This is a genomic window from Dinghuibacter silviterrae, from assembly GCF_004366355.1.
GTDB lineage: Bacteria > Bacteroidota > Bacteroidia > Chitinophagales > Chitinophagaceae > Dinghuibacter > Dinghuibacter silviterrae.
The window spans coordinates 1,171,622-1,192,172 of record NZ_SODV01000001.1 but is presented as its reverse complement, the minus strand read 5'-3'; the positions used below and the strand labels follow the sequence as shown (position 1 = coordinate 1,192,172).

The following is a 20,551-nucleotide window of genomic DNA, read 5'->3' as shown; positions in this document are numbered from 1 at the left end:
ATGCCGGTCAACAGAGCCATTATCGCAAGGTTATATATTTGTTGATCTCTTGAATATGTCGTTCCAGGGTAAAATGTTCCCTGATCCGTTTACGGGCGGCGGTGCCCATTTGCCTTGCGAGCGACGGGTCGTCCGCCAGTGCGCCCATGGCGATGGCCATCGCCTCCACGTCACCTTCTTCCACAAGAAAGCCGGTTAGCCCGTCTATGACCACATCCGGTATGCCCGCGTGTCTGGTCGCCACCACGGGAAGACCACCGGCCCCGGCCTCCAGGACGGCGACGGGGGTTCCTTCCGAATCCCCGTCGGGTGCAACCCGGGAATGCTGTACAAAGGCGATGGCTTCCTCGAACAAGGGCAGCAACGCCGCTGGGGATAACACCCCGGCGAAAACGACATGGTCCTCCATCTGTAATTCCCGCACCCGGCCCCTGCATTGTTCCAGCAGGGGGCCGTCTCCCACCATCGTAAGGATGGCATCAGGAAACCGTTCCCGTATTTTGCCAAATGCCTCGATCGTAAGGGACGGGGCTTTTTTCTCTACAAACCGCCCCACCGACACAAAGCACCCCGGCCTATACCTGTTGACAACGTCAAAAAAGAATTCTCCCGGGCCGTAATGATTAAGTACCAATCGCTCTGGATCGCAGCCCAACGTCAGCAACTGCCGGCGCATGTGTTCCGAAACGACAAAGATCCTGGTTGCCAGGCCGAACATTTCCCGGTATCGCGCTCCATAGTCCCTCAGAATATCGAATTTATAGGCATCCAAACCATGAAAATGAACGAAAAGGGGCAAACCCGTCTTTTTCGCAACCCCCATCAAACTGGCCCCCGTCATGCCAAATTCAGCCAGTACCACGTCGACCTTGCGGGCTTTAAGAAATTTGACCAGCTTTCGCTCATGAATGTTTAAAAGACGGGGAAACAGAAGGCTAAAAATCTTTCGGAAAGCCCTGGCGGGCAATGAGGAAGCAAGGAGGGGGCCTTCTTCTGAACGCCTTGGCAAAAGTCCCTCGTAAAGAAGGAATACCTCTGCGTCTATCCTCGTTCTATGAAAACGGATAAAAGTCTCGGAATAAGCGTCCTTTTGAGGACATATCAGAGCCAGCCTTATTTTCCTGTTGGGTTGCATTATCGGGTTACCTCAACGCGGTACCTGCGATCCCGGTGATCATATACCCATCGTCAAATGTCTGGGGGGGACGATCCAGTCTCAGCAGCAGTCGCATGACAGGCAAAAATAGGAAACTAATCAATACACGAATGGGTCTTCTAAGTCCTCTTCGCCTCGCCCAAAGCCCCATCATCTGTGCAAGGCTTGCATCCCAGCCCCCCATGGCGGACAAACGCAGGGACGAAAAGCCTTCTGCGGTCAGCAGGCGCTCCAGGGCGAAGGGTGTATAGCGGTACTCGTCGTGAGGAATTTCGTGCAGGGGCCACAGGAAGGGCACGGTAAAAAAAAGAATTCCTCCGGGCCGGAGGACCCGGTATATCTCGGCCATCACCAATCCCGGGTCCGGACAATGCTCGAAGACTTCCGTGGCCATGACACTGTCGAAGGAAGCATCGGGGAACGGCATGCGGATGCCGTCCCAGGTGACGTCGGGCGGTGGTCCTCCGTAGTCGATGGCCGTTGCTATATCCAAACCCGTATACGTGCGAACCTGGCCGAGGATCAGCTCCTTATAGGGCATTCTGCCGCATCCTACGTCGAGAAGATCTCCCTTTAGTTCCGGGAGGGTCTTCCGGAGTGCGTCCAGGATGGACTTCCGCACAATATACTTGTCCAACGAGCCAACGCTCCAATGCAGGTCTGTAAACGCACCCATACAATCAATTGAATCTTATTTTAAGTTTTCCCGCGGCATCCCGGACCATCAGGGACACTTCCCCATAAAATGGCCTGTTGAGCCACCGGTTGACAAGACCGGCCAAACCGATCATCGCCACACCGCCCAACGCCAGTTTGGCCAGCGGGTGAGGCAGGTTCGCCAGGCTACAGGCGTACAACGCCAATCCCGCCACCAAAGCCACCAGAAGAGGCCGCAAAAGGGCGCCCAGGTACTCGCCAAGGGTGGCCTGGCAGCCTGGGTATATCAACCATCGCCAGGCCGGTAGGATCAATAAAATTTGCAGCAACGTCAGCGCCAATCCTACCGCCCAAAGGGAAAACCGCGCCCCCACAAAGACCGCCACCGGAACCAGGCACAACATGGCAACATTCCACCAGAACGTCTTTCTGACCATGCCCCGGGCCAGCATCAGGGAGCCGATCGGATTAAAGATAGACCTTGTCATCGTATACAGGGACAGGATTTCCAGGATCGGCGCCGCCGGACCCCATTTAGCGCCAAACAAAACCCTGACCAGGGGATCTGCGAAAGCGATCAGAAAAACATACACGGGGAAGTTGACGGAACAGAGATAATTCAGCCCCTTCAGGTAGATCGCCTTGAGACGGGGAAGGTCATTTTGGGCCTTGGCCATGACCGGGAACGACACCTGGGTCACCACCGGGTTGATCATTTGAAAAGGGCGGAAGGCGATGGTTTTGGCAACGTTGTAGATGCCGAGTTCAGTGACGCCCAATATCCTGCCGACGACCAGGACGTCTATTTGGGAATTGAAATAGTTACAAATACCCTCCCCCGTCTGGTACAACCCGAAATGCAGGAATGGTTTTATGTCGCTCCAACGGAAATGCAAACCCGGCCGGTGGTGTTTCAAACCGGCGCTGGTGAGCAGGAGAACGGATACAAGGGCGTAGGAAAGTTGTGCCCAAACCAAGGCATAAACGCCCCACCCGCGCATGGCGCAGACAATCGCCACGAACATCCCCACCACTTTTGCGAAAATATCCCGCTTGGCGATGGCGTCGAAATGAAGCTCCTTTTTCAGGAGCGCATAAAACTGTTGCTCGAAGGATTGCAGGATAAACGAAAAGGAAACCAGGTAGAGGACGGGCCGTAAGGCAGGCTGATCGTAAAAACGGCAGATGGCCGGCGCAGCCAGGACCACCAGGGCAAATACCGTCGATCCCATAATGACATTGAACCAGAAAAGGCTGCTGAGCTGAGGGTGCGAAATATCCTGGCGGTGTATGATCGCATTGGATACCCCCAAGTCAATGAACAACTGGGAAAACCCGATGACGACGGACGCCAGCGCCATCAATCCGAAATCCCGCGGGCTCAGGAACCGGGTGACGACCATCAACTGCAATGTCTGAATACCCACGCTTATAACCGCAGACAATGACGTCCACCTGACCCCCTTTAGCGCCTTCTCTTTTAACATCCGGCTAAAACTACTACAAATAAAGAAATCCGGCCCTTAGGGAGCCGGATTTCCAAAATTCAATTCCATTCTATTGCTGGGGGATATTTTGCTGGGGGATATTCAATCTTTCTGTCAGCACGGCCCGTTCACTCTTCAGCTGCGCATCCAGCCGTTCGAACTTGGAATTGTTGCTGACGAATTCCGGGATCATCCTTTTCATCCACCGGACGGTCTTCCAGTCGCTTTCGAACATGGCCGACTCGATCAGGGAGAGGGTATACTCCTGGACAATCTCGAAGTCGTATTCCCGGGTTTCCGCGATCATGATCTTTGGGTTATAGGTGGGCCTGGTGGGCTCCACAGCGCTCAAGACTTCCTCATAGAGTTTCTCGCCGGGTCGCAGACCGGTGAACTTGATCTCAATGTCGCGGTCGGGCTCCAGCCCGGCCAGCACAATCATTTTGCGGGCCATATCGGCGATCCGGACGGACTTGCCCATGTCAAACACAAAGATCTCACCGCCCTTGCCCATGGCCGATGCTTCCAGGACGAGCTGGCAGGCCTCGGAAATAGTCATGAAATACCGGGTGATGTCGGGATGGGTGACGGTAACAGGTCCGCCCTTTTCTATCTGGGCCTTGAAACGGGGGATGACGGAGCCGTTGGAGCCCAAAACGTTCCCAAAACGGGTTGTGATAAAACGGGTTTTGTTTTTCGCGTCGGGCTGGGCCGCAAGGCTTTTGCTGTAGGACTGGGTATACATTTCCGCGAGGCGCTTGGACGCACCCATGATGTTGGTGGGATTGACCGCTTTGTCGGTGGACACCATGACGAACTTGTCCACGCCGTATTGAACGGAAAGATCGGCGATCACTTTTGTTCCCATGACATTATTAATCACGGCTTCCCGGGGATGATCTTCCATCATGGGAACGTGTTTGAAAGCAGCGGCGTGGTACACCAGGTCGGGACTGAAATTTTCAAAAATATATTCCATCCGGAGCTTGTCGGTCACAGACCCGATAAACGTCCGGAAACTCAGCCCGTCGAATTCTTCCCGGAGCTGGAGTCCCAGGTCGTTGAGAGGGGATTCGGCCTGGTCCACTAAGATGAGCACGTGGGGGGAATAGCGCGCCAGCTGACGGACGATCTCGCTGCCGATGGACCCGGCGGCGCCGGTCACCAGGATGCGTTTGTTCCGTATCTGGCGGCCGATTTCCTCGTCGTCGAGTTGTATAGGCTCCCGTTCCAGCAGATCCTCGATCTTGATGTTTTGGATCTGGTGTACCTGGAAGGTGCCGTTGAGCCATTCTTTGACGCTGGGCACGGCCGACGCCTTCGCCCCGTTTTCCAGGGACAGGTCGATCACCTCGCCCCGGCGTTTCATACTCAGGTCCTGAACAGCCATGATGACCTGGCGGGCCTGGTACCTTTTGATCAGCTGGGGCAGTTGGTGGGTAGGGAAAATATCGATCCCGTCCAGCTTCTTTTGCGCCTTTTTGGGGTTGTCGTCCACAAAAGCGACCACCCTCCAGGGATGCAGGCGTTCCTGGGTAATCACCCGGAGGGTGGTCAATCCCAGGTCCCCTGCGCCGAAAATGACCACGTTTTCCTTTTTACTGGCAAAACGGGGGGCGTAGGCAAATATCTCCTTGATCAGCAAACGGTAGCCCGAAAGCAACAGGAAGACGGTGAAGTAATTGATGATGATCACCGAAGCGGGCATCAACAGAAAGGGGGGGTAAAAGTGCTCAGTTGCCGTGTTGGACACATACAACAAAAGGGCGGCGATGGTGGACGTCAGCCAGATCCGCACCGCGTCCTGGGTGTTGGTATGCCGTATGATACCGGCATAGGAGCGGAAGGCCAGGAAACAGACACCGTAGACAATCAGCCCGTAGGAGACCCCGCGGGTAAAGTCGTTGCCATCGATCAATTCCGTTTTGAAATTGTAGCGCAGAAGGTAAGCGAGCACCAGAGCATTGCCCGTAAGAAAAAGGTCAATAAAGAATATGACCCATCTGGGCATAAAGCGCAGGTACGAAATCGGGTTCATAGAGTCGGATTTAAAGCCAGTCGGTTTTTACTATAGGATACTTTACGAGCCTAAGATATTCAATAATTTCATATTATCGCAGGCTGTCGGTGTCTATTTACATGCAATTAACTAAGGCGTTGATATTGTGTTCGTTTGGAATAGTTTTAGGAGAACGGCCCGGACCCTTTCCAGGTCTCCGGGGGTGAGACTGGTGCCCGACGGCAGGCAAAGCCCCTGTTCAAACAACCGGTCGGCGGTTCCGTCCCCGTAAAAGGGGCAGCCTTCGAAGACGGGTTGCCGGTGCATCGGTTTCCACAACGGCCGGGATTCGATATTGTCCGCAGCAAGGGCCAGCCGGAGGTCTTCCCGGGTGACGCCGCCCGGACTGCACGCGGGGTCGACCAGGATCGTCGTCAGCCAGCGGTTGCTGTACGCGCCCTCGGCCTCCGGTTGAAAAGAGAACCCGGGGACGCCCGCCAGCCAGTCATAATAAAAGGCAAAATTGGCCCTTCTTTGCAGGACCCGGTCCTCCAGCACCTGCATTTGTCCGCGCCCGATCCCGGCGCAGATATTGCTCATCCGGTAGTTGTACCCTAAGACAGAATGTTCATAGTGCGGCGCCGGGTCCCTGGCCTGGGTGGCTAAGTAGCGGGCGCGTTTGATCCAACCGGCGTCCCCGGATACCAGGGCACCGCCTCCGGAGGTGGTGATGATTTTATTGCCGTTGAAGGACAAGATCGACAGGTCTCCCAGCGTCCCCATCTGGCGGCCCTTCAACGTAGACCCCAGGGCCTCGGCGGCGTCTTCCACGATGGGTATGCCATAATGCTGCGCGATGGCCTGGATGCGGTCCATGCGGGCGGGCATGCCGTACAAATGAACGGGGATGATCGCCTTTATTTTTTTGCCCTTGGCTTGTCTGTCGCGGATGGCTTTCTCCAGCAGGTCCGGGGACATGTTCCAGGTATCGGTCTCGGAATCCACGAAAACGGGCGTGGCGCCAAGATAGCCAATGGGGTTGGCGGAAGCGGAAAAGGTCATGCTCTGGCAGATGACCTCGTCACCCCGGTCCACGCCGAGTAAAATCAGCGCCAGATGCAGGGCGGCGGTCCCGGACGACAGGGCGGTGACGTGCCGGTCCCTGCCCAGGAAAATGGACAGGTCTGCTTCAAAACCGTCGACATGGGGTCCCAGCGGAGCCACCCAGTTGGTGGCAAAGGCTTCCTCGACAAACGACTGCTCCGCACCACCCATGTGGGGAGCGGAAAGCCAGATTTTGGGGGAATGTTGTTTATCCGACATGGGGGGTGTTTTCTGTTTCGGGCGTCATCGTCACCTGTATAAAGTATTTCCGGCCGTCTTCGATGAGATAGGCGGCTTCTTCTGTCTTATTGGTCGTCAGGGCCCGGAGCCTTTTCAACAGGTCCCCGGTGCGCACGTTTTCTTCCGGATCGAGGGGTTGTAGCAACCCCAGGTCCCGGCGGGCGTGCGCTGTCCCGGCGCTATTCTGTGGCTGCCGGGGCGGGTTCAGGGTGGCCAGCAGGGGGATGGCCTCCGCAAACATAGCGCCCTCCAGCGCCAGGACCCTTTGGTAAAGGCTATGCGCCGTGTCTCCCGGTAGCGGCGGACATTCGCGCTGAAGGACAACGTCCCCTTCGTCCAGTGCCTCAGTCATGAAATGGAGGGTGGCGCCATAAGGGGTCCCTTCCACGATCGCCCAACTGGGCGTATGCCACCCCCTGTTGTACGGGAGAAAGGCAGGGTGGAGGTTCAGGACACCGATCCGGGGAATCCCCAGGACTTCTGCCGGAACCACGTAGGGGAAATGGATACCAATGATATAATCCAGGTTGAGGCTTTTGAGCAGGTTCCGGCCTTTCTCTTCTTTAAAGGCCGTTCCTTCCAGCACGTGGTCCGGGTCAAGACCGCTCAGCTTCGTCAGTTCGCCGGCGTGGCTGGCCTTATCCGGTCCGGACACCAGTAAGGCGAGCGGGGCATATCCGCGCTTTTTCAATTCCATCAGTGCCGTTACCGCTATCGCCCTGTCGCCGGCAAACGCATATCTCATAGTACTTCTTGTTTGTGTCCGTTGCCACGGAAATAAGCCACCGTAGCCTGGCCTTGTTGGTTAACGCCCTTCGACGACCCCACCTTCCATACCGTCATCCACACGATCCGGAGGTCCAGCCCCGCGGAAAGGTGATCCACGTACCAGACGTCCAGAGCGAAACGTTCGTCCCACCCGATGGCATTGCGGCCATTGACCTGGGCCCAGCCGGTGATCCCCGGGCGTACCTCGTGCCGCCGGGCCTGAAAGTCGTTGTAGAGCTCCAGGTATTCCATCAGCAAGGGCCGGGGGCCGATGAGGCTCATCTCGCCCCTGACGACGTTGAGCAACTGCGGCAGCTCGTCCAGGGACGTCTTCCGGATAAACTTCCCCAGGGGCGTGAGCCGCCGCTCGTCCGGCAGCAACACCCCGTTCCCGTCCCGGAGGTCAAGCATCGTTTTGAGCTTGATGATCCGGAAGGGTTTCCCCCTTTTTCCAGGCCGGACTTGTACAAAAAAAGGATTTTTTCCCGAAACGGCGACGATCAGTAGCATTACGAGTACAAGAACCGGTGACAAACACAGGAAGACTGTCCCTGCAAGGAGGATGTCCATCGTACGCTTTATAAAACGCTTATAAAGCATGGGCCCTCCTTTTCTGTTCCTGATATTCCCGGTGCAAGGCATCCCAGACAACTTCCCGCCCATAGCGGCCGGTGATACGGTCCCGCGCGTTTTTTGCACAACGGTCGCGCAAACCCGGTTCATCGATCATCCGTTCCAAGGCCCGCCGGAGGGCGTTGGTGTCCTTGGCCGGGACCACCAGGCCGTTGATCCCTTCCTCCACGATCTCATTACAGCCGTTGATGTCCGAAACGATGGAGGGCAGGCCCAGACAACCCGCCTGCAAAGGAACATTCGGAAAACCCTCACGGTAGGAGGGGAATGCCAGCACGTCTGCCGCCACCAGGAAAGGACGCACGTCCTGTTGATACCCGGTCACGTGGATGGAGGGGTTCCGTTCGATCTCCTCCCGGCAGGCATCGTCCACCGGATCCAGGTCGTCTTCGAAGGGCCCTACGAGGAGAAGGTGGGCCTTCAGAGGTTTACATGCAGCCACGAGCTCCTGTATCCCCTTGTCCCGGACGATCCGGCCGATAAAAACAAAGACGAAGGCGTCACCGGGTATACCGTACGTCTTCCGCACCTCCTCGGCGCGCGCTTCCAGTTCGGGGGTCCGGCTAAAGTAATGCGCATCGATCCCGTTGGAACTGCCGGACGCGATCACTTTGAGCTTGCCGGGCCGGCAAAAACGCTGATCGCTGATGTATTGCAGGAGACGATAGGAATTAGGATAGACGCCCGAGGAAAATCCGTACGTGATCTTTTCCACCAGGACCAGCAGCCTGCGCCGCATACCGGTGGATTCCATCAGGGGAAGACCCGCGACGGTATGCATCCGCACGGGTACGCGGCACCACCAGGCCGCCATCATCCCCACCAGGCCGGCCTTTGGGGTGTGGGTATGGACGATATCCGGCCGCAGCGATCGAAACAGGCGCACCATTCGCCAGACGCTGACCAAATCCCGGACGGGTGAAATAACCCTCGTCATAGACACAACGTAATACGGACAACCTTCACGGGCGGCGATGGCTTCCCTTCTCGGTCCGTCCGAGCTGACCATCGCCACGTCCATCCCCCGGGTTTTCATAAAACCCATCTGCCCCTCCAGCAATTTGTCCAGGGAGAGCGGGACGGTCGTTATCCTTACCAGTTTATCCATGTTGATACACTCTTTTATACCAAACCTCCAGGCAGAGGAGGGCGTAGAGCATCTTGGCCCTCCGCTCCTCCGAGAGGTTGACTTTCCGTTTAAACACATCGGTTACAAAAGACTTCCGGATCAGGGTGGGATACAACGCTCCCGCCGAACCAAAGAGATAGTCTTCGGTCATCTCGCCGAGCACCCCGTTCATCCAGTCCTTCAGGGGAATTTCGAACCCCCGTTTGGGCTGGTCGATCAGCGCTTCGGGGAGGTAACGCCCGGCCAGGGACCGGAGCAGGACCTTCGACCGGCGGCCGCGGATCTTATATCCGTCCTTTAGCGTTGGGGCAAATTCCAGCAGCTCTTTCGACAGGAACGGGCTCCTGCCTTCCAGGGAATGCGCCATGGTGGCAATGTCCATTTTGACAAGGAGGTCGCTGAACAGGATCGTGTCGAAATCCGCGATCAGGATCTTCGACAGCGAAGACACCGGCAACCGGCTGACCCGGTCCAACAGTTCGGTCAGTCCCTGCAAACGGGGTGGGGTTTCAAATTCGTTTTTGTAGCCTGTAAACAGGTCTGTGGTGGCGCCCCCGTATATATCGGTGAGCTCCTTATACCCGGCGAATTTCAACAGCCGGTAGACATAGGTATACACATCCTGTTTCCGGTGTCCCGGCGGCAAGAGGTTCCCGGCGGTACGGGCAAACCAGGAGACGGGCCCTTTCCGCCCAAAAAAATCATAATACCGGAAAGGCATATACCGTCTGTACCCGCCAAACAGTTCGTCCGCCCCATCCCCGTTCAGGACGACGGTGATGTGCTTTCTGGCCTCCTGGGAGACATAGTAGCTGGGGATGGCGGAACTGTCGAAAAACGGTTCGCCATAGTTGGACACAATCCGGGTAAAGTCATCCCGCAACCCGTCAAAGGAGATCTCGATGGTCGTATGGCGTGTACCGTACTTCTCCGCCACGGACTGCGCAAGGACGGATTCGTCGTAAGCGCCCGGCATCTTTACCGTGAACGTTTTCAGGTCTTTGGTATAGGCCGAGGCAATGGCCGTCACCAGGCCGCTGTCGATCCCCCCGCTGAGAAAGGATCCGACCTCCAGGTCCGAGCTGTCGATCCTTCTTTGCACGGCGAGGTGCAGCCGTTCGTCAAGACCGGCCAGCGCTTCTTCGGGAGTGAGGTCCAGGGGCCGGCTATACGCGTCGGCGATGTCAAACCAACGCACCTTTTTGCGGTCCAGGGTGTCGAGGTCGACCTCTAAAAAAGTGCCGGCTTCCAGTTCCTCGATCTCCCGGTAGGGGGTGGCGGCGCGGAAGTGATACCCCAGGTAGAGGTAGTCCGCGATCGACGCCTCGTCCAGGGACGGCCGGACGACGTCCTTCAGGGCGTTTAGTTCCGATGAGAAGGCCAGGCTGCGTCCCCGGCTCCAGAGGTAGAGGGGTTTTTTCCCCGCCCGGTCCCTTGCCAGGAGCAGCTTTCCGTTTGCCGTGTCGTGGATGGCCAGCGCAAACATGCCATCGATGGTTTCGAACATGGCCGTCCCCAGCGCCTCGTACAGCAAAAGAAGCGTCATCGTATCCGAACGCGAGGCGCTGGAAAGACCGTATTTCTTTCTGAGCTCCCAATGGTTGTAGATCTCCCCGTTAAACGTGATGTACACGCCGTTGTGCTGCATCGGCTGTCTGCCCGAGGGCGTCAGGTCCTGTATGGCCAGCCGCGTATGGTAAAGGCTGACGCGCTCACCGGCCAGGTGGTTTTGTTCATCCGGCCCGCGGTGGGCCAGCGCGGAAAGCACCACCCCCGGTTGGGGTGCCTGGAAATGGATCGTGCCGAATATCCCACACATAGTTTAGTTCTTTAAAGGTTGCAGGATGTTCATCCAGAGTGTCCCCGCCGCCTTCGTGTTGTACTGCTCCTCGACCATCCTGCGGCCCGCCCTGCCCATGGACAGCCGGAGCCCGGGGTCGCGGATGAGCTTGCTCAGGGCCGTTTTCCAGGCCTCGGGCGTCGCAGCCAGGAAACCGTTGTCGCCATCCCGGATGATGTCGCTGTTGACGCCGACGGGGCTTCCCACGACGGGTAAGCCGCAACCCATATACTGGATCAGTTTATACCCACATTTCCCCAATTCCCAAGGGCTGTCGTGCAACGGCATGACCCCGATGTCGAATTGTCCGACCAGCACCGTCTCCGTGTCTTCGGACCAATCCAGGACACTTTCCCGTTCCCCCAGGCCGATGCCTTTTTTGCCACCGACAATGTGCAGGCGGACGGGGTACTCGCGCATCAGGTCCTCCAACACAGGCTTTAACTCAGCCAGGTAGCGCATGGAGGTCGGGGAGCCGATCCAACCGATGACGACTTCTTTTGGTGCGTGCCCGCTTTTGGGCACATAACGTTCCGGCTCGATGACGGTTGGGATAAGGTGTACCCTTTCGGTTGCCCGCCTGGCGTAGTCCGCCAGGTAATGGTTGCCGCAGGTGACAGCGGCCGCGTGCCGCATCACCTCTGCGATCTTCTTTTTGAACAGTCTCCGTACGAGCGGTTGAGGATGCAGGTCATAGTTGTGAAAGATCGCGTCGTCGTAATCTACGACATAAGGAACGCGTTTCCAGGCCAGCCATCGTTCCGCCCAGGCCGGTAAAAAAGGGAATATTTCTTTTTCGATGAGGACCAGGTCGTAGTTCGCCGCGCGGTAGACCTGCCGGGCCATGGCCCAATAACAACGGGCAAGGTTGCCACGGCTGACGCGCCCGTTTCCATATAATTCCTGTAAATAACGGTCGTTGAATAAGGGGTGTATCCTGCAATCGATACCCTGCGCCTCGAAATAGGGGATGTACTGGTACAACCGCAAACGGCTGCTGGCGCCCATACGCGAATACCTGGACAGGATAAGGATTTTCAAAAGGATATTTTCCAACAATATACGAATTAATTGTGAGTTAAGGTTGCGCGGGCCGCCAGTTCCGCCTTCCTTCGGCTGATAGACCAGGTGCAGTACATGAGCAAATAAATCATCGTCATATTTTTCATCCGCATGATAATCCCCAGGTTTCCCAGGCTGCTGGAAAAAACGACCATGGCAAACAGGAAGATCAGCAACCCCGTCCGCATCCACATGGGCATGGCCCCTATGTCTCTCCGGCGCAGGTTGGGCAAGGCTTTTATAAGGATCACGAGATAAGCCAGGTTTTCGAAGGAGCTGACGAGGGTGAGCACGTTGTGGACATCGAAAAAAAGCGGCCGGAACAGGTAGGTGAAAAACTTCAGGGGCAATGGGTAGGACTGTATGTCCACAGCAGAGCCGGTGAGCCCCTGTTCCAGCAGACCCGCCGTATCGCTGGCGACCCCGGACAGGCTTTTCGTACTTAGGTCTTCGATCCGAAGATACCCCAGCACCTGTTTGTAGACGACGGCGGCCCCTGCGGCCACCAGGGCCAGGAACAGGATTTTATAGATCGCCTTCATCCTACCGGAAAAGACCACGCATATCGCCAGGCTCGCGCCCATCATAAAGGCCACGTGGGGCCGGATGAAATAGACCAGGGCCGCGGCAAGCGCCATCGAAATGATGCGTCTTCTATAAAACTGGATCCCGTATACAAAGCAGGCGATGCCAAAGAAACAAAGGGTATCCTTCCCCACACCCGCGGTCCAGAAATTCAGGTTGGGCAGGTAAAAGAGAAAGGGCACCGTCCGCACGCCAAACACAAGAATATCCAGGTTCAGGGATTTGTAGTAGAGAAGGAACAGGTAACGCAGCCCGCAAAAACCCAGAAGCCCGTACATGATGTTCCCCGTCAGGAAGGACAGCCCCATGACCTTGACCGGTATAAAGTCAAGGAAAAGCAGGAATGGCGTACCCAGCCCGAAATAGTCAAACATATTGTTGGAATGCACGGTGACCTGTTGCAGGGTAAATCCCCAATAGCCGCTGGCATCCCCGGGTAAAAGGGGGAAAAGAAAGGAAAAGGCGGTATGATAGGCCAGTAACCGGTTCAAATTCTGTTCCAGCCACTTTGCATGAATGGTCTCGTTGGCGTAGGCCAGCCTCCGGTTGGTCATGACCACCAGGCTCAACAAAATCACTATGACAAGCAGGTCAAGCATCCAATGCGCGCTTATAGGTTCGTATACTTTCCTCCAGGCTAAACCGGGCGAGCCCCAGCCGGCGCGCGGCGGTTTTCAGGTCCGGTCGTGCGGCTGCCGACACCGCCCAAAGGGCGGCTTTTTCAAGGGAAGCGGGCGCATGGTTTTCCAGGAGCAGACAGGAGGCTTCTCCTCCCAGCAGGGTCCCGGTGTCGCCTATCCCCGCGGTGGCGATCACCGGTAGTCCGCACAGCAGGTATTCACCCAGCTTTATGGGAAACACGCCCTGCATGGACGTTTTGGGTTCCCGGAGGGCCAACCCAATATCGGCGGCGCCTAAGTAGGCCGCCACTTCTCCCGGCGGGAGCTTGCGGACGATGACCCCCTGCCGTTCGGGCGCTGCTTCGGGGTTGCCCGTCAGCAGCAAGAGGACGGATCCCGGTGGCGCTTTTTCAAAAAGGGTCAGCATCTCCTGCAAGCAATATTGCGGCCCCAAAGATCCGGCATACGCCAGGACGATGCCCTGGTCCGTTACGCCCCATTCTTTGCGGCGCCGGGCACGGTCTTCGGGGGTGGCCGGGAGATACCGCTGCGGGTCACGGCCGTTGGTGACGACTTTGAACGGGCCTTCCGCCAGAAAGGGTATGGCTTTTTCGGACCGTACCAGCACCGCGTCAGACCTGTGTATCATTTTACTTTCCACGCTTTTCAACCACCGGAACTCCAGCCCCCGGGGGTTCATCCCCGCGAAATCCACGCGTTCTTCCAGCGGCAACCCGTCGGCATCGAAGACCCACCGCCTGGAGCGGTCCCTGGCGGCCAACCCCGACACCATCAGTGCGGGAAAGATACTCCGGGGCAACACGACGTCTATTTTTTGTGCGCGGATATAGCGTGTCAGAAAACGCTTCCCTTTGAAAAGGGTCAGCAAAACGCCGGCGGCCACGACAGGTTTCCGGCGTATCTCGAAGCGGGTATAGGCAATCCCGGCATGTTGCAAAAGGGATTGCAAACGGCCCCCGTCCGAAGGGCCCCAGGTGAACTGAACGATATGTATGCGGTAGTCGTCGCCCAAGCCTTGCAAGATCGGCATAAAAAGCCCTTCCAGGTAGCCGACCTGGGGACCGTCCCAACTGATGAAGAGTAACGTTTTCAAGAGGACAACCCTTTTTCTTCCGCCAGCTCCAGGTAAAGCCTTTGGACCTTTTCCACATATATATCGGAGGTGAAGTTCCCCATCGCGCGTTCCCAGCCGGCCTGTCCAAAAGCCTTTCTCCCGGCCGGATCGCGGTAAAGCGTTTCGATGGCAACGGCCATGGCGGGCGGGTCGTTTTTGGGCACCAGGAGACCGGTCTTGCCGTCTTCCACGACATAGGGAATACCGCCCACCGCGGTCGCGACGACCGGAAGGTGCAGGTACATGGCTTCCACCAGGACCATCCCAAACGATTCGTGTTGGGAGGCCAGGACGAACAGGTCCATACAGGCATAATAGGGGGCCGTATCGCCCTGGTAGCCCGCGAATATGACCGACGCCCGGATCCCCAGGGTGTCGCAAAGCGCTTCCAGCATGTCCTGGTCCGAACCGTCCCCGACAATCAGCAGCTTTAAGGGGATGCCGCGTTTTATCAGGAGGGCCGTGGCCTTGATGATGACACTGACTTTTTTGACCTCGTCGAACAACCTTCCCACACTTCCGATCACGAAATCACCCTCCGCAATGCCCAGGCGGCCCCTTAGTTTTTTTACGGCCTCCGGGTCCGGGACTTCCGGTATGGATACGCCATTGTCGATCACCTTCAACTTAGGTTCCTTTACACCCACGACTTTACGGATATAGCTGCCGGCGGTTTCAGAGACCGCGACAATACGATCTGCGTAACCCGCATAAAGACGCATCAGCGTGTTTCCCCTCCAGGTCCGGTCGATCGGATCGGAGGTCTCCTCGATGATGACCGCCGGGATGCGGCTGAAGCGGGAGGCTACGACGGCCATGCTACAGCCTTCGAAAACCGCTCCGTGTATGATGTGTGGTTTGTAAGACCGGACGACCCTTAGCACGGCCTTGTACCGGCTCCAGTGAAAAGGTGTTTTCAGTTTGCCGACGGGGATGATCTCCACGCCGGTCTCCCTCATCCTGCCCGGCAAAACCCCCAGGGTTTGCGTGCAGATAATCTTTAGCTCGAAGCGATCCTTATCGATGCCTTTGCACAGGTTATACCGCAATTGTTCGACCCCGCCGGAACCGATGGTTTCTATACATTGGAGTATCCTGATCTTGTTCATACCGCCTGTGGGTTCGGATGATTACGCTGGTACAAACTCCAGATGCGCTCCATATACAGATCGGGGGGAAAATTCGCGCGTATGTTGACGCCGGCCAGGCGACCCACCTCGCGCCGTTGGGCGTCCGGTAGCCGCGCAATGTGTTCCAGCTTGTCGGTAAACCCTTCGAGGTCGAGGGGATCCATCATCCAGCCGGTCTTGCCTTCTTCGATGATTTCGGGCACGCCCCCGCCCCGGGTGACGATGCATGGGGTTTCCATCATCATAGCCTCCAGTACGGAAATCGGGTGTCCCTCCGAATACGAGGGCAGGACAAACAACGTGGCTTGTGTCAGGAATTGCACCCGTTCTTCCTGGAAGCCCCAGAATTTGACGCTGTCCCCTAAGCCGAGGCTGGCCGCCAGTTCCTCCAGACCGGCACGGCTGGGTCCGTCACCGACGACCCACAGCTCGACGTTGAGCTCCGGGGCGCGGCGCCGCAGTGCCGCGGCCGCCTTAATCATGACGTCCAGGTTTTTGGCCGGGGTATGGCGGCAGATCGACACCATCCTGAAACGGCCGGCCTCGGGGGCATTTTTCGTCACCCCGAAAATCCGGAAGTCGACCGGGTTATAGATCATCGCCACTTTGTGGGGTGGCGCTTCTTTGGTCTCTGTCAGGAAATCCTCGACCTGTCCCGCCACCGCGATCACCGCCGAAGACATCCCGTAGACCATACGGAAGGCCAGTCGGGCCATACGGCTGTGCACGGGCATACCGATCTCCTCCCCGACGCGCACGGGTATCCGGCAGATACGGGCGGCGATCAGACCGTGAAAATTGGCTTCCGCACCCGTGGTGTGGACCACATCCGGTTGCTCCTGTTTGATAAATTTGACGAGCTTGGGGATGAGCTTCCAATTGGGAATCTTGGTGGGCATGTTCCAGATCACCACCCTGAAGCCGGCCTCGGTGATCACCTTGGCCGCGGTACCGCCGCCGCCCATGGCCAGGAAGATAATATCGTCTTTGCTCCCTTGATAATACCGGGCGGTGATCTCGAAAACCGTTTCGATACCGCCAAAGCCGAGGGAAGGGATGATCTTTATGACTTTCATGCGTCGAGTTTTTGCAGGATATATCGTTTGAAAAAGGTATAGAACAGATAAGGTTGTGTCTTGAAAAGGACCAGCGACAGGACCGGGCGGGGCATAACCTTATATCCGCGCACCAGCTTCCGCCAGCGGATGTGGGACCGCACCTTTGCCAGAAAGGTCCCGACGTCCCGGTACCGGTCCGAATGAACAAAGGCATTGAAGACCAGCGTTTGTATGTTCAGGTATTCATACCGGAAAAAGGCCAGGTCCCATTCCGGCCGCGCCAGCCGCTCGCCCAAGCGCTCCTGCAGCTCTTTCATCCCCTCCAGGTTCTTGTATATTTCCGGGCGGAAGCCCCTCGTAATCGATCCGTCGCGCTGTTCGTAGTTATACAGGACATCCGGGATAAACGAAACCGTTTGGGCACGAAGGAAAAGAAAAGGCAACCGCAACCGGTCCTCGTAAATCCGGCCTTCCGGGAACCGCAGGCCCTCGAACAGACTCCTCCGGAACAGTTGCATGCAAAGATAGGCCCGGCATTTCCCCATCAGCAACGCCAGCACCGCTCCTTCCCCGTCCAGGTTTCCCTGGACCTCGGGTATGTCATTGACGGGCGGTTTGCGGCCGTCTTCGTATACGCTTCTGGACCCGCACATGACGATGTCCGCACCGGTTTCCCGGCTTTGGGTATACAACCGTTCGAGCATATTGGACTCTATATAATCGTCGCTGTCGGGGAAGTAGATGTATTCCCCCCGGGCGGCGTCGACACCCGAATTCCGGGCGGCGGATACGCCCCGGTTGTGCTCGTGCCGGACGAGGGTGTAGGGTACCTGTCCGTCCTGGCGGAGGACCGTTTCGGCCACCCGGATGCTGCCGTCCGCGGACCCGTCGTCCACCAGGATCACTTCAATATCCCTGAAGGTCTGGGCGAGCACGGACTGGATGCAGCGTCCGATATACCGCTCGACGTTAAACATGGGGATGATGACGCTGATCAAAGGCATGGCGCGGCAGTTTTTTTGGATAGTGTAAACGGACTGTAATGGTACCAGGCCCAGAGGAAAGGATAACAAACCAGGGTCAGGACACGTCTCCGTTGGATCCAGGGCAACAGGTCGTCGAAACGCATCACCAGGTACAACAGGTAGGACCTTTGCCTGGCCAGCGGAAAACGGGTTTGACGGTCAAACCGTCTATTGGCCTCCAGGTATCCGTCCAGGGCCCGGCCGGCCTTTCTTTGTATAGAACCGTTGTGGATCCGGTAGGCGACCGTTTTGCGGTTCAGACCGTCCAGCCGTATCCCCGAGACCAGCAGCTTTGTCCACAAGGGCAGGTCCTCCATCATCGGGAAACTGGGATCAAAACCACCGGTCTCTTCCAGCACCCTGCGGGCGATAAACGCGGAGGGCGCGCCTAAATAGTTCCTGCGGAGCAAATGGGTCAGCTGCCTTTTGGCATCCATGGTGAAGAAATGGCTGGGGAAAAAGTATTCTCCCATGGAGCTCCCCTTGTCGTCGATCTTCTCCATACGTGAAAAGACCACTTTCGCGTCCGGCGTTTTTTGCGCGAAGGCTACATTATCGGCGATACAGGTATCGAGCAGGAGGTCGTCCGCGGCGATCAATTTTATCCAGTCACCGGTAGATGCCCGCCAGCCGTTATTACAGTTTTGCGACAAGCCGGCGTTCGTTTCCGCCCGGACGATAGTCCAGGTGGAGAACCTGTCCCCGTGGCGTTGCAACCAGGCGTTCGCGAGTTCCACCGTGTCGTCCATAGAGGCGTCGTCGGCGATGACCAGCTCTATCGGGGAATAGGTCTGCCGCCGGATGCTCTCCAGGGTCGCTTCTATGAAACGGGCGGAATCGAAGGCGACCACGATCACGGATACAAGGGGCTGCGGGGTCATGCGGGTTCCGTTGTTTTGAAAATTTTTCTAAAAAAGTGCGCCCGGAATCCTTCCTCCAGGAATATACGGGAAGGGCTGTATCGTTTAAAGCGATCTATGGTCGTGGGTTTGTACCACCGGGCCTGGAGCAAAAAGCGGACAACGGCCGCTTCCAGCATAATCAGCGCTTCGGGAAAAGACGTCCAGCGCAGGTAAGGCTTCCGGTACCTGCGGTAGCTCTCCATCAGGGCCAGGCGGAACGCCCTGCTTTGCCCGCCCATCGTACTGTGTGCGCTGATGCGGTAATGGACCGTGACGTGGTCCAGGTAAACGGGGATGTATCCAGCGGCCATCGCCTTACAAAGAAACGGCTGGTCTTCGAGCAACCGGATATCCTCGTCGTAGGTCCCGATCTTGTCGTAGAGTTCCTTCCGGATAAAAAGGGTAGGCACATTTAGGAAAATGGGCGTCCGGATGTATTGCCGGAAACGTTGTTCGGGCGGCAGCGCAAAAAAGGCGGTGAGGTCCCTCCGATCCGACGGGAGGATGGGCCGGAGCGCGCCCCCGGCCAGGCAAAGCAGGTCGGAGCAGGCCAGCATGGCCTGTCCGATATGCTTCACGTTATAATCGATACAATCGTCTGTCAGTACGTCGTCCCCGGCAATGATCTTGATGTATTCACCCCGGGCCTGCGCCAGCCCGCGGTTGCAATTGGCCGGTATGCCCCCGTTGCGCGGCGCCGCCACGATGTCCGCCCTTTCAAACCGGGAGCCATGCTGCCCGATCCAGTCACCGGCAAGTGCCACCGTTCCATCCGAGGACCCGTCATCGGCGATGATCAACTCGATCCTGCGATAGGTCTGGCGGTAGATGCTGTCCAGCGTTTCCCCGACCGTAGCCAGGGAATGGTAGGTAATGACGATGACGGAGACTAAGGGTTCCTGGGTCATGACCTGTGGGTTTTAAAAAATGTGTGGATCTGGCCGGCGACCTCGTCCAGTGCCGCTTCGGTCATCCCCGGCCAGAGCGGAAGACTCAGACAGGTACCGGCGATGGTTTCGGCAATGGGGAAGTCGCCCTGTTGATAGCCTAAGAACCGGTAGGCTTCCTGCAGGTGAGGGGGCAAGGGGTAGTGGATCAACGTGCCGATCCCCTTGTCCTGCAAAAAGGCTTGAAGGGCGTCCCGCTGCCGGGTGCGCACCATATAGACGTGGTAGACGTGCGTGGCCCCGGGGGCGGTGACCGGCAATACCAGGTCGCCCGCACCTTGCAACCTTTGGGTGTAGCCTTCGGCCAGCGTCTGTCTCGCCTCGGTCCATTTCTTTAAATACGGCAGCTTGACCGACAACAGCGCCGCCTGGAGCTCGTCCAGCCGCATATTGTGCCCGATGACCTCGTTGAAATATTTCTTTTGCGAGCCGTAGTTCCTCAGGATTTCGGCTTTTCTGGCGAGTTCCGGGTCGTTGGTGGTGATGGCGCCGCCGTCGCCTAAGGCGCCTAAATTTTTGCCCGGGTAAAAGCTGGTGGCATTGATGTGTCCCCAGGCGCCTGTCAGCTTTCCGTTAAAGGCGGCTCCGTGTGCCTGGGCATTGTCTTCTACGACGCTTATGTGGTGGCGGGCCGCCAGATCCATGATCGCCTGCATGTCGCAGGCTTGTCCGTACAGGTGGACGGGCAGGATGACCTTTGTCTTACCGGTGATCGCTTCCGCCACGCGGACGGGATCGAGGTTGTAGGTCCCGGGATCGGGCTCCGAAAACACCGGCGTCGCCCCGGTATAGGATACGGCGAGAACGGTGGCGATATAAGTATTGGAGGGTACGATCACTTCGTCCCCCGGACCAACACCCAGTACTTTTAAGGACAGGTGTAGGGCGTCGAGGCCATTGCTGAGCCCTTTGCAAAATGCGGTCCCGTTAAAGCCGGCATACTGGCTTTCGAAGGCCTCCACCTTTTTGCCCAATACATACCAATGGCTGTCGTACACCGCGCTAAAGGCCTGGTGCATTTCTTCCCGGATGGAATCGTGCATGCCGGTAAAGGACAGGTAGGGTATGTTCATA

The 20,551-nt window shown here is 57.2% G+C and carries 18 protein-coding genes; all 18 read right to left on the bottom strand.

All coding sequences use genetic code 11. The features are described 5' to 3' along the window. Positions 1–19 precede the first annotated feature (19 nt). The 18 genes from EDB95_RS05270 to EDB95_RS05185 all read right to left on the bottom strand — a co-directional run bounded on the left by EDB95_RS05270 (position 20) and on the right by EDB95_RS05185 (position 20,550). Positions 20–1,135, bottom strand: coding sequence for a glycosyltransferase (locus tag EDB95_RS05270; protein WP_133991285.1), 1,116 nt, complete (start codon positions 1,133–1,135; stop codon positions 20–22). A gap of 7 nt (positions 1,136–1,142) precedes the next feature. After that, positions 1,143–1,832 (bottom strand): class I SAM-dependent methyltransferase, encoded by a 690-nt coding sequence (locus EDB95_RS05265; protein ID WP_133991283.1) that lies wholly within the window; start codon positions 1,830–1,832, stop codon positions 1,143–1,145. A 4-nt stretch (positions 1,833–1,836) separates the two neighbouring features. Next, positions 1,837–3,300, bottom strand: coding sequence for an MOP flippase family protein (locus tag EDB95_RS05260; RefSeq protein WP_133991281.1), 1,464 nt, complete (start codon positions 3,298–3,300; stop codon positions 1,837–1,839). A 70-nt stretch (positions 3,301–3,370) separates the two neighbouring features. Beyond that, positions 3,371–5,338, bottom strand: a complete 1,968-nt coding sequence (locus tag EDB95_RS05255) for a polysaccharide biosynthesis protein (protein WP_211352050.1) — start codon at positions 5,336–5,338, stop codon at positions 3,371–3,373. 111 nt (positions 5,339–5,449) lie between these two features. Further along, positions 5,450–6,622 carry a DegT/DnrJ/EryC1/StrS family aminotransferase gene (locus tag EDB95_RS05250; protein WP_133991279.1) on the bottom strand — a complete coding sequence of 391 codons (1,173 nt, stop codon included), beginning with the start codon at positions 6,620–6,622 and terminating at the stop codon, positions 5,450–5,452. Further along, positions 6,612–7,388: a formyltransferase family protein gene (locus EDB95_RS05245; RefSeq protein WP_133991277.1), complete on the bottom strand. Its 777-nt coding sequence runs from the start codon at positions 7,386–7,388 to the stop codon at positions 6,612–6,614. Before EDB95_RS05245 ends, EDB95_RS05250 begins: the two co-directional genes overlap by 11 nt. Then, the gene (locus tag EDB95_RS05240; RefSeq protein ID WP_246073525.1) at positions 7,385–7,981 is read right to left on the bottom strand and encodes a sugar transferase; all 597 of its coding nucleotides are present in this window, start codon (positions 7,979–7,981) and stop codon (positions 7,385–7,387) included. Before EDB95_RS05240 ends, EDB95_RS05245 begins: the two co-directional genes overlap by 4 nt. A 19-nt stretch (positions 7,982–8,000) precedes the next feature. Beyond that, positions 8,001–9,152: a glycosyltransferase family 4 protein gene (locus EDB95_RS05235; protein WP_133991273.1), complete on the bottom strand. Its 1,152-nt coding sequence runs from the start codon at positions 9,150–9,152 to the stop codon at positions 8,001–8,003. Then, positions 9,145–10,992 (bottom strand): asparagine synthase (glutamine-hydrolyzing), encoded by a 1,848-nt coding sequence (gene asnB / locus EDB95_RS05230; protein ID WP_133991271.1) that lies wholly within the window; start codon positions 10,990–10,992, stop codon positions 9,145–9,147. The genes EDB95_RS05235 and asnB overlap by 8 nt, the downstream gene beginning before the upstream one ends. 3 nt (positions 10,993–10,995) lie before the next feature. Then, positions 10,996–12,054: a glycosyltransferase family 4 protein gene (locus tag EDB95_RS05225; RefSeq protein WP_133991269.1), complete on the bottom strand. Its 1,059-nt coding sequence runs from the start codon at positions 12,052–12,054 to the stop codon at positions 10,996–10,998. Between the two features lie 26 nt (positions 12,055–12,080). Beyond that, positions 12,081–13,259, bottom strand: coding sequence for a hypothetical protein (locus tag EDB95_RS05220; RefSeq protein ID WP_133991267.1), 1,179 nt, complete (start codon positions 13,257–13,259; stop codon positions 12,081–12,083). After that, positions 13,252–14,394, bottom strand: a complete 1,143-nt coding sequence (locus EDB95_RS05215; protein WP_133991265.1) for a glycosyltransferase — start codon at positions 14,392–14,394, stop codon at positions 13,252–13,254. The genes EDB95_RS05220 and EDB95_RS05215 overlap by 8 nt, the downstream gene beginning before the upstream one ends. Then, positions 14,391–15,524, bottom strand: coding sequence for a glycosyltransferase (locus tag EDB95_RS05210; protein WP_133991263.1), 1,134 nt, complete (start codon positions 15,522–15,524; stop codon positions 14,391–14,393). The genes EDB95_RS05215 and EDB95_RS05210 overlap by 4 nt, the downstream gene beginning before the upstream one ends. Continuing rightward, positions 15,521–16,621, bottom strand: a complete 1,101-nt coding sequence (locus tag EDB95_RS05205; protein ID WP_133991261.1) for a glycosyltransferase — start codon at positions 16,619–16,621, stop codon at positions 15,521–15,523. The genes EDB95_RS05210 and EDB95_RS05205 overlap by 4 nt, the downstream gene beginning before the upstream one ends. Next, positions 16,618–17,607, bottom strand: coding sequence for a glycosyltransferase family 2 protein (locus tag EDB95_RS05200; protein WP_133991259.1), 990 nt, complete (start codon positions 17,605–17,607; stop codon positions 16,618–16,620). The genes EDB95_RS05205 and EDB95_RS05200 overlap by 4 nt, the downstream gene beginning before the upstream one ends. Further along, positions 17,598–18,509, bottom strand: a complete 912-nt coding sequence (locus tag EDB95_RS05195; RefSeq protein WP_133991257.1) for a glycosyltransferase — start codon at positions 18,507–18,509, stop codon at positions 17,598–17,600. Before EDB95_RS05195 ends, EDB95_RS05200 begins: the two co-directional genes overlap by 10 nt. Next, complete coding sequence (locus tag EDB95_RS05190; protein ID WP_133991255.1) at positions 18,506–19,438, bottom strand: glycosyltransferase; 933 nt, start codon at positions 19,436–19,438, stop codon at positions 18,506–18,508. Before EDB95_RS05190 ends, EDB95_RS05195 begins: the two co-directional genes overlap by 4 nt. After that, positions 19,435–20,550 (bottom strand): DegT/DnrJ/EryC1/StrS family aminotransferase, encoded by a 1,116-nt coding sequence (locus EDB95_RS05185; RefSeq protein ID WP_133991253.1) that lies wholly within the window; start codon positions 20,548–20,550, stop codon positions 19,435–19,437. The genes EDB95_RS05190 and EDB95_RS05185 overlap by 4 nt, the downstream gene beginning before the upstream one ends. Position 20,551: the final 1 nt, after the last annotated feature.

Bases quoted from the DNA above. Each gene is read 5' to 3' on its own strand.
- EDB95_RS05240 (WP_246073525.1), bottom strand. From the start codon at position 7,981: ATGGACATCCTCCTTGCAGGGACAGTCTTCCTGTGTTTGTCACCGGTT.
- EDB95_RS05195 (WP_133991257.1), bottom strand. From the start codon at position 18,509: ATGACCCCGCAGCCCCTTGTATCCGTGATCGTGGTCGCCTTCGATTCC.
- EDB95_RS05205 (WP_133991261.1), bottom strand. From the start codon at position 16,621: ATGAAAGTCATAAAGATCATCCCTTCCCTCGGCTTTGGCGGTATCGAA.
- EDB95_RS05185 (WP_133991253.1), bottom strand. From the start codon at position 20,550: ATGAACATACCCTACCTGTCCTTTACCGGCATGCACGATTCCATCCGG.
- EDB95_RS05245 (WP_133991277.1), bottom strand. From the start codon at position 7,388: ATGAGATATGCGTTTGCCGGCGACAGGGCGATAGCGGTAACGGCACTG.
- EDB95_RS05250 (WP_133991279.1), bottom strand. From the start codon at position 6,622: ATGTCGGATAAACAACATTCCCCCAAAATCTGGCTTTCCGCTCCCCAC.
- EDB95_RS05255 (WP_211352050.1), bottom strand. From the start codon at position 5,338: ATGAACCCGATTTCGTACCTGCGCTTTATGCCCAGATGGGTCATATTC.
- EDB95_RS05235 (WP_133991273.1), bottom strand. From the start codon at position 9,152: ATGGATAAACTGGTAAGGATAACGACCGTCCCGCTCTCCCTGGACAAA.
- EDB95_RS05260 (WP_133991281.1), bottom strand. From the start codon at position 3,300: ATGTTAAAAGAGAAGGCGCTAAAGGGGGTCAGGTGGACGTCATTGTCT.
- EDB95_RS05190 (WP_133991255.1), bottom strand. From the start codon at position 19,438: ATGACCCAGGAACCCTTAGTCTCCGTCATCGTCATTACCTACCATTCC.
- EDB95_RS05220 (WP_133991267.1), bottom strand. From the start codon at position 13,259: ATGCTTGACCTGCTTGTCATAGTGATTTTGTTGAGCCTGGTGGTCATG.
- EDB95_RS05270 (WP_133991285.1), bottom strand. From the start codon at position 1,135: ATGCAACCCAACAGGAAAATAAGGCTGGCTCTGATATGTCCTCAAAAG.
- asnB (WP_133991271.1), bottom strand. From the start codon at position 10,992: ATGTGTGGGATATTCGGCACGATCCATTTCCAGGCACCCCAACCGGGG.
- EDB95_RS05210 (WP_133991263.1), bottom strand. From the start codon at position 15,524: ATGAACAAGATCAGGATACTCCAATGTATAGAAACCATCGGTTCCGGC.
- EDB95_RS05265 (WP_133991283.1), bottom strand. From the start codon at position 1,832: ATGGGTGCGTTTACAGACCTGCATTGGAGCGTTGGCTCGTTGGACAAG.
- EDB95_RS05200 (WP_133991259.1), bottom strand. From the start codon at position 17,607: ATGCCTTTGATCAGCGTCATCATCCCCATGTTTAACGTCGAGCGGTAT.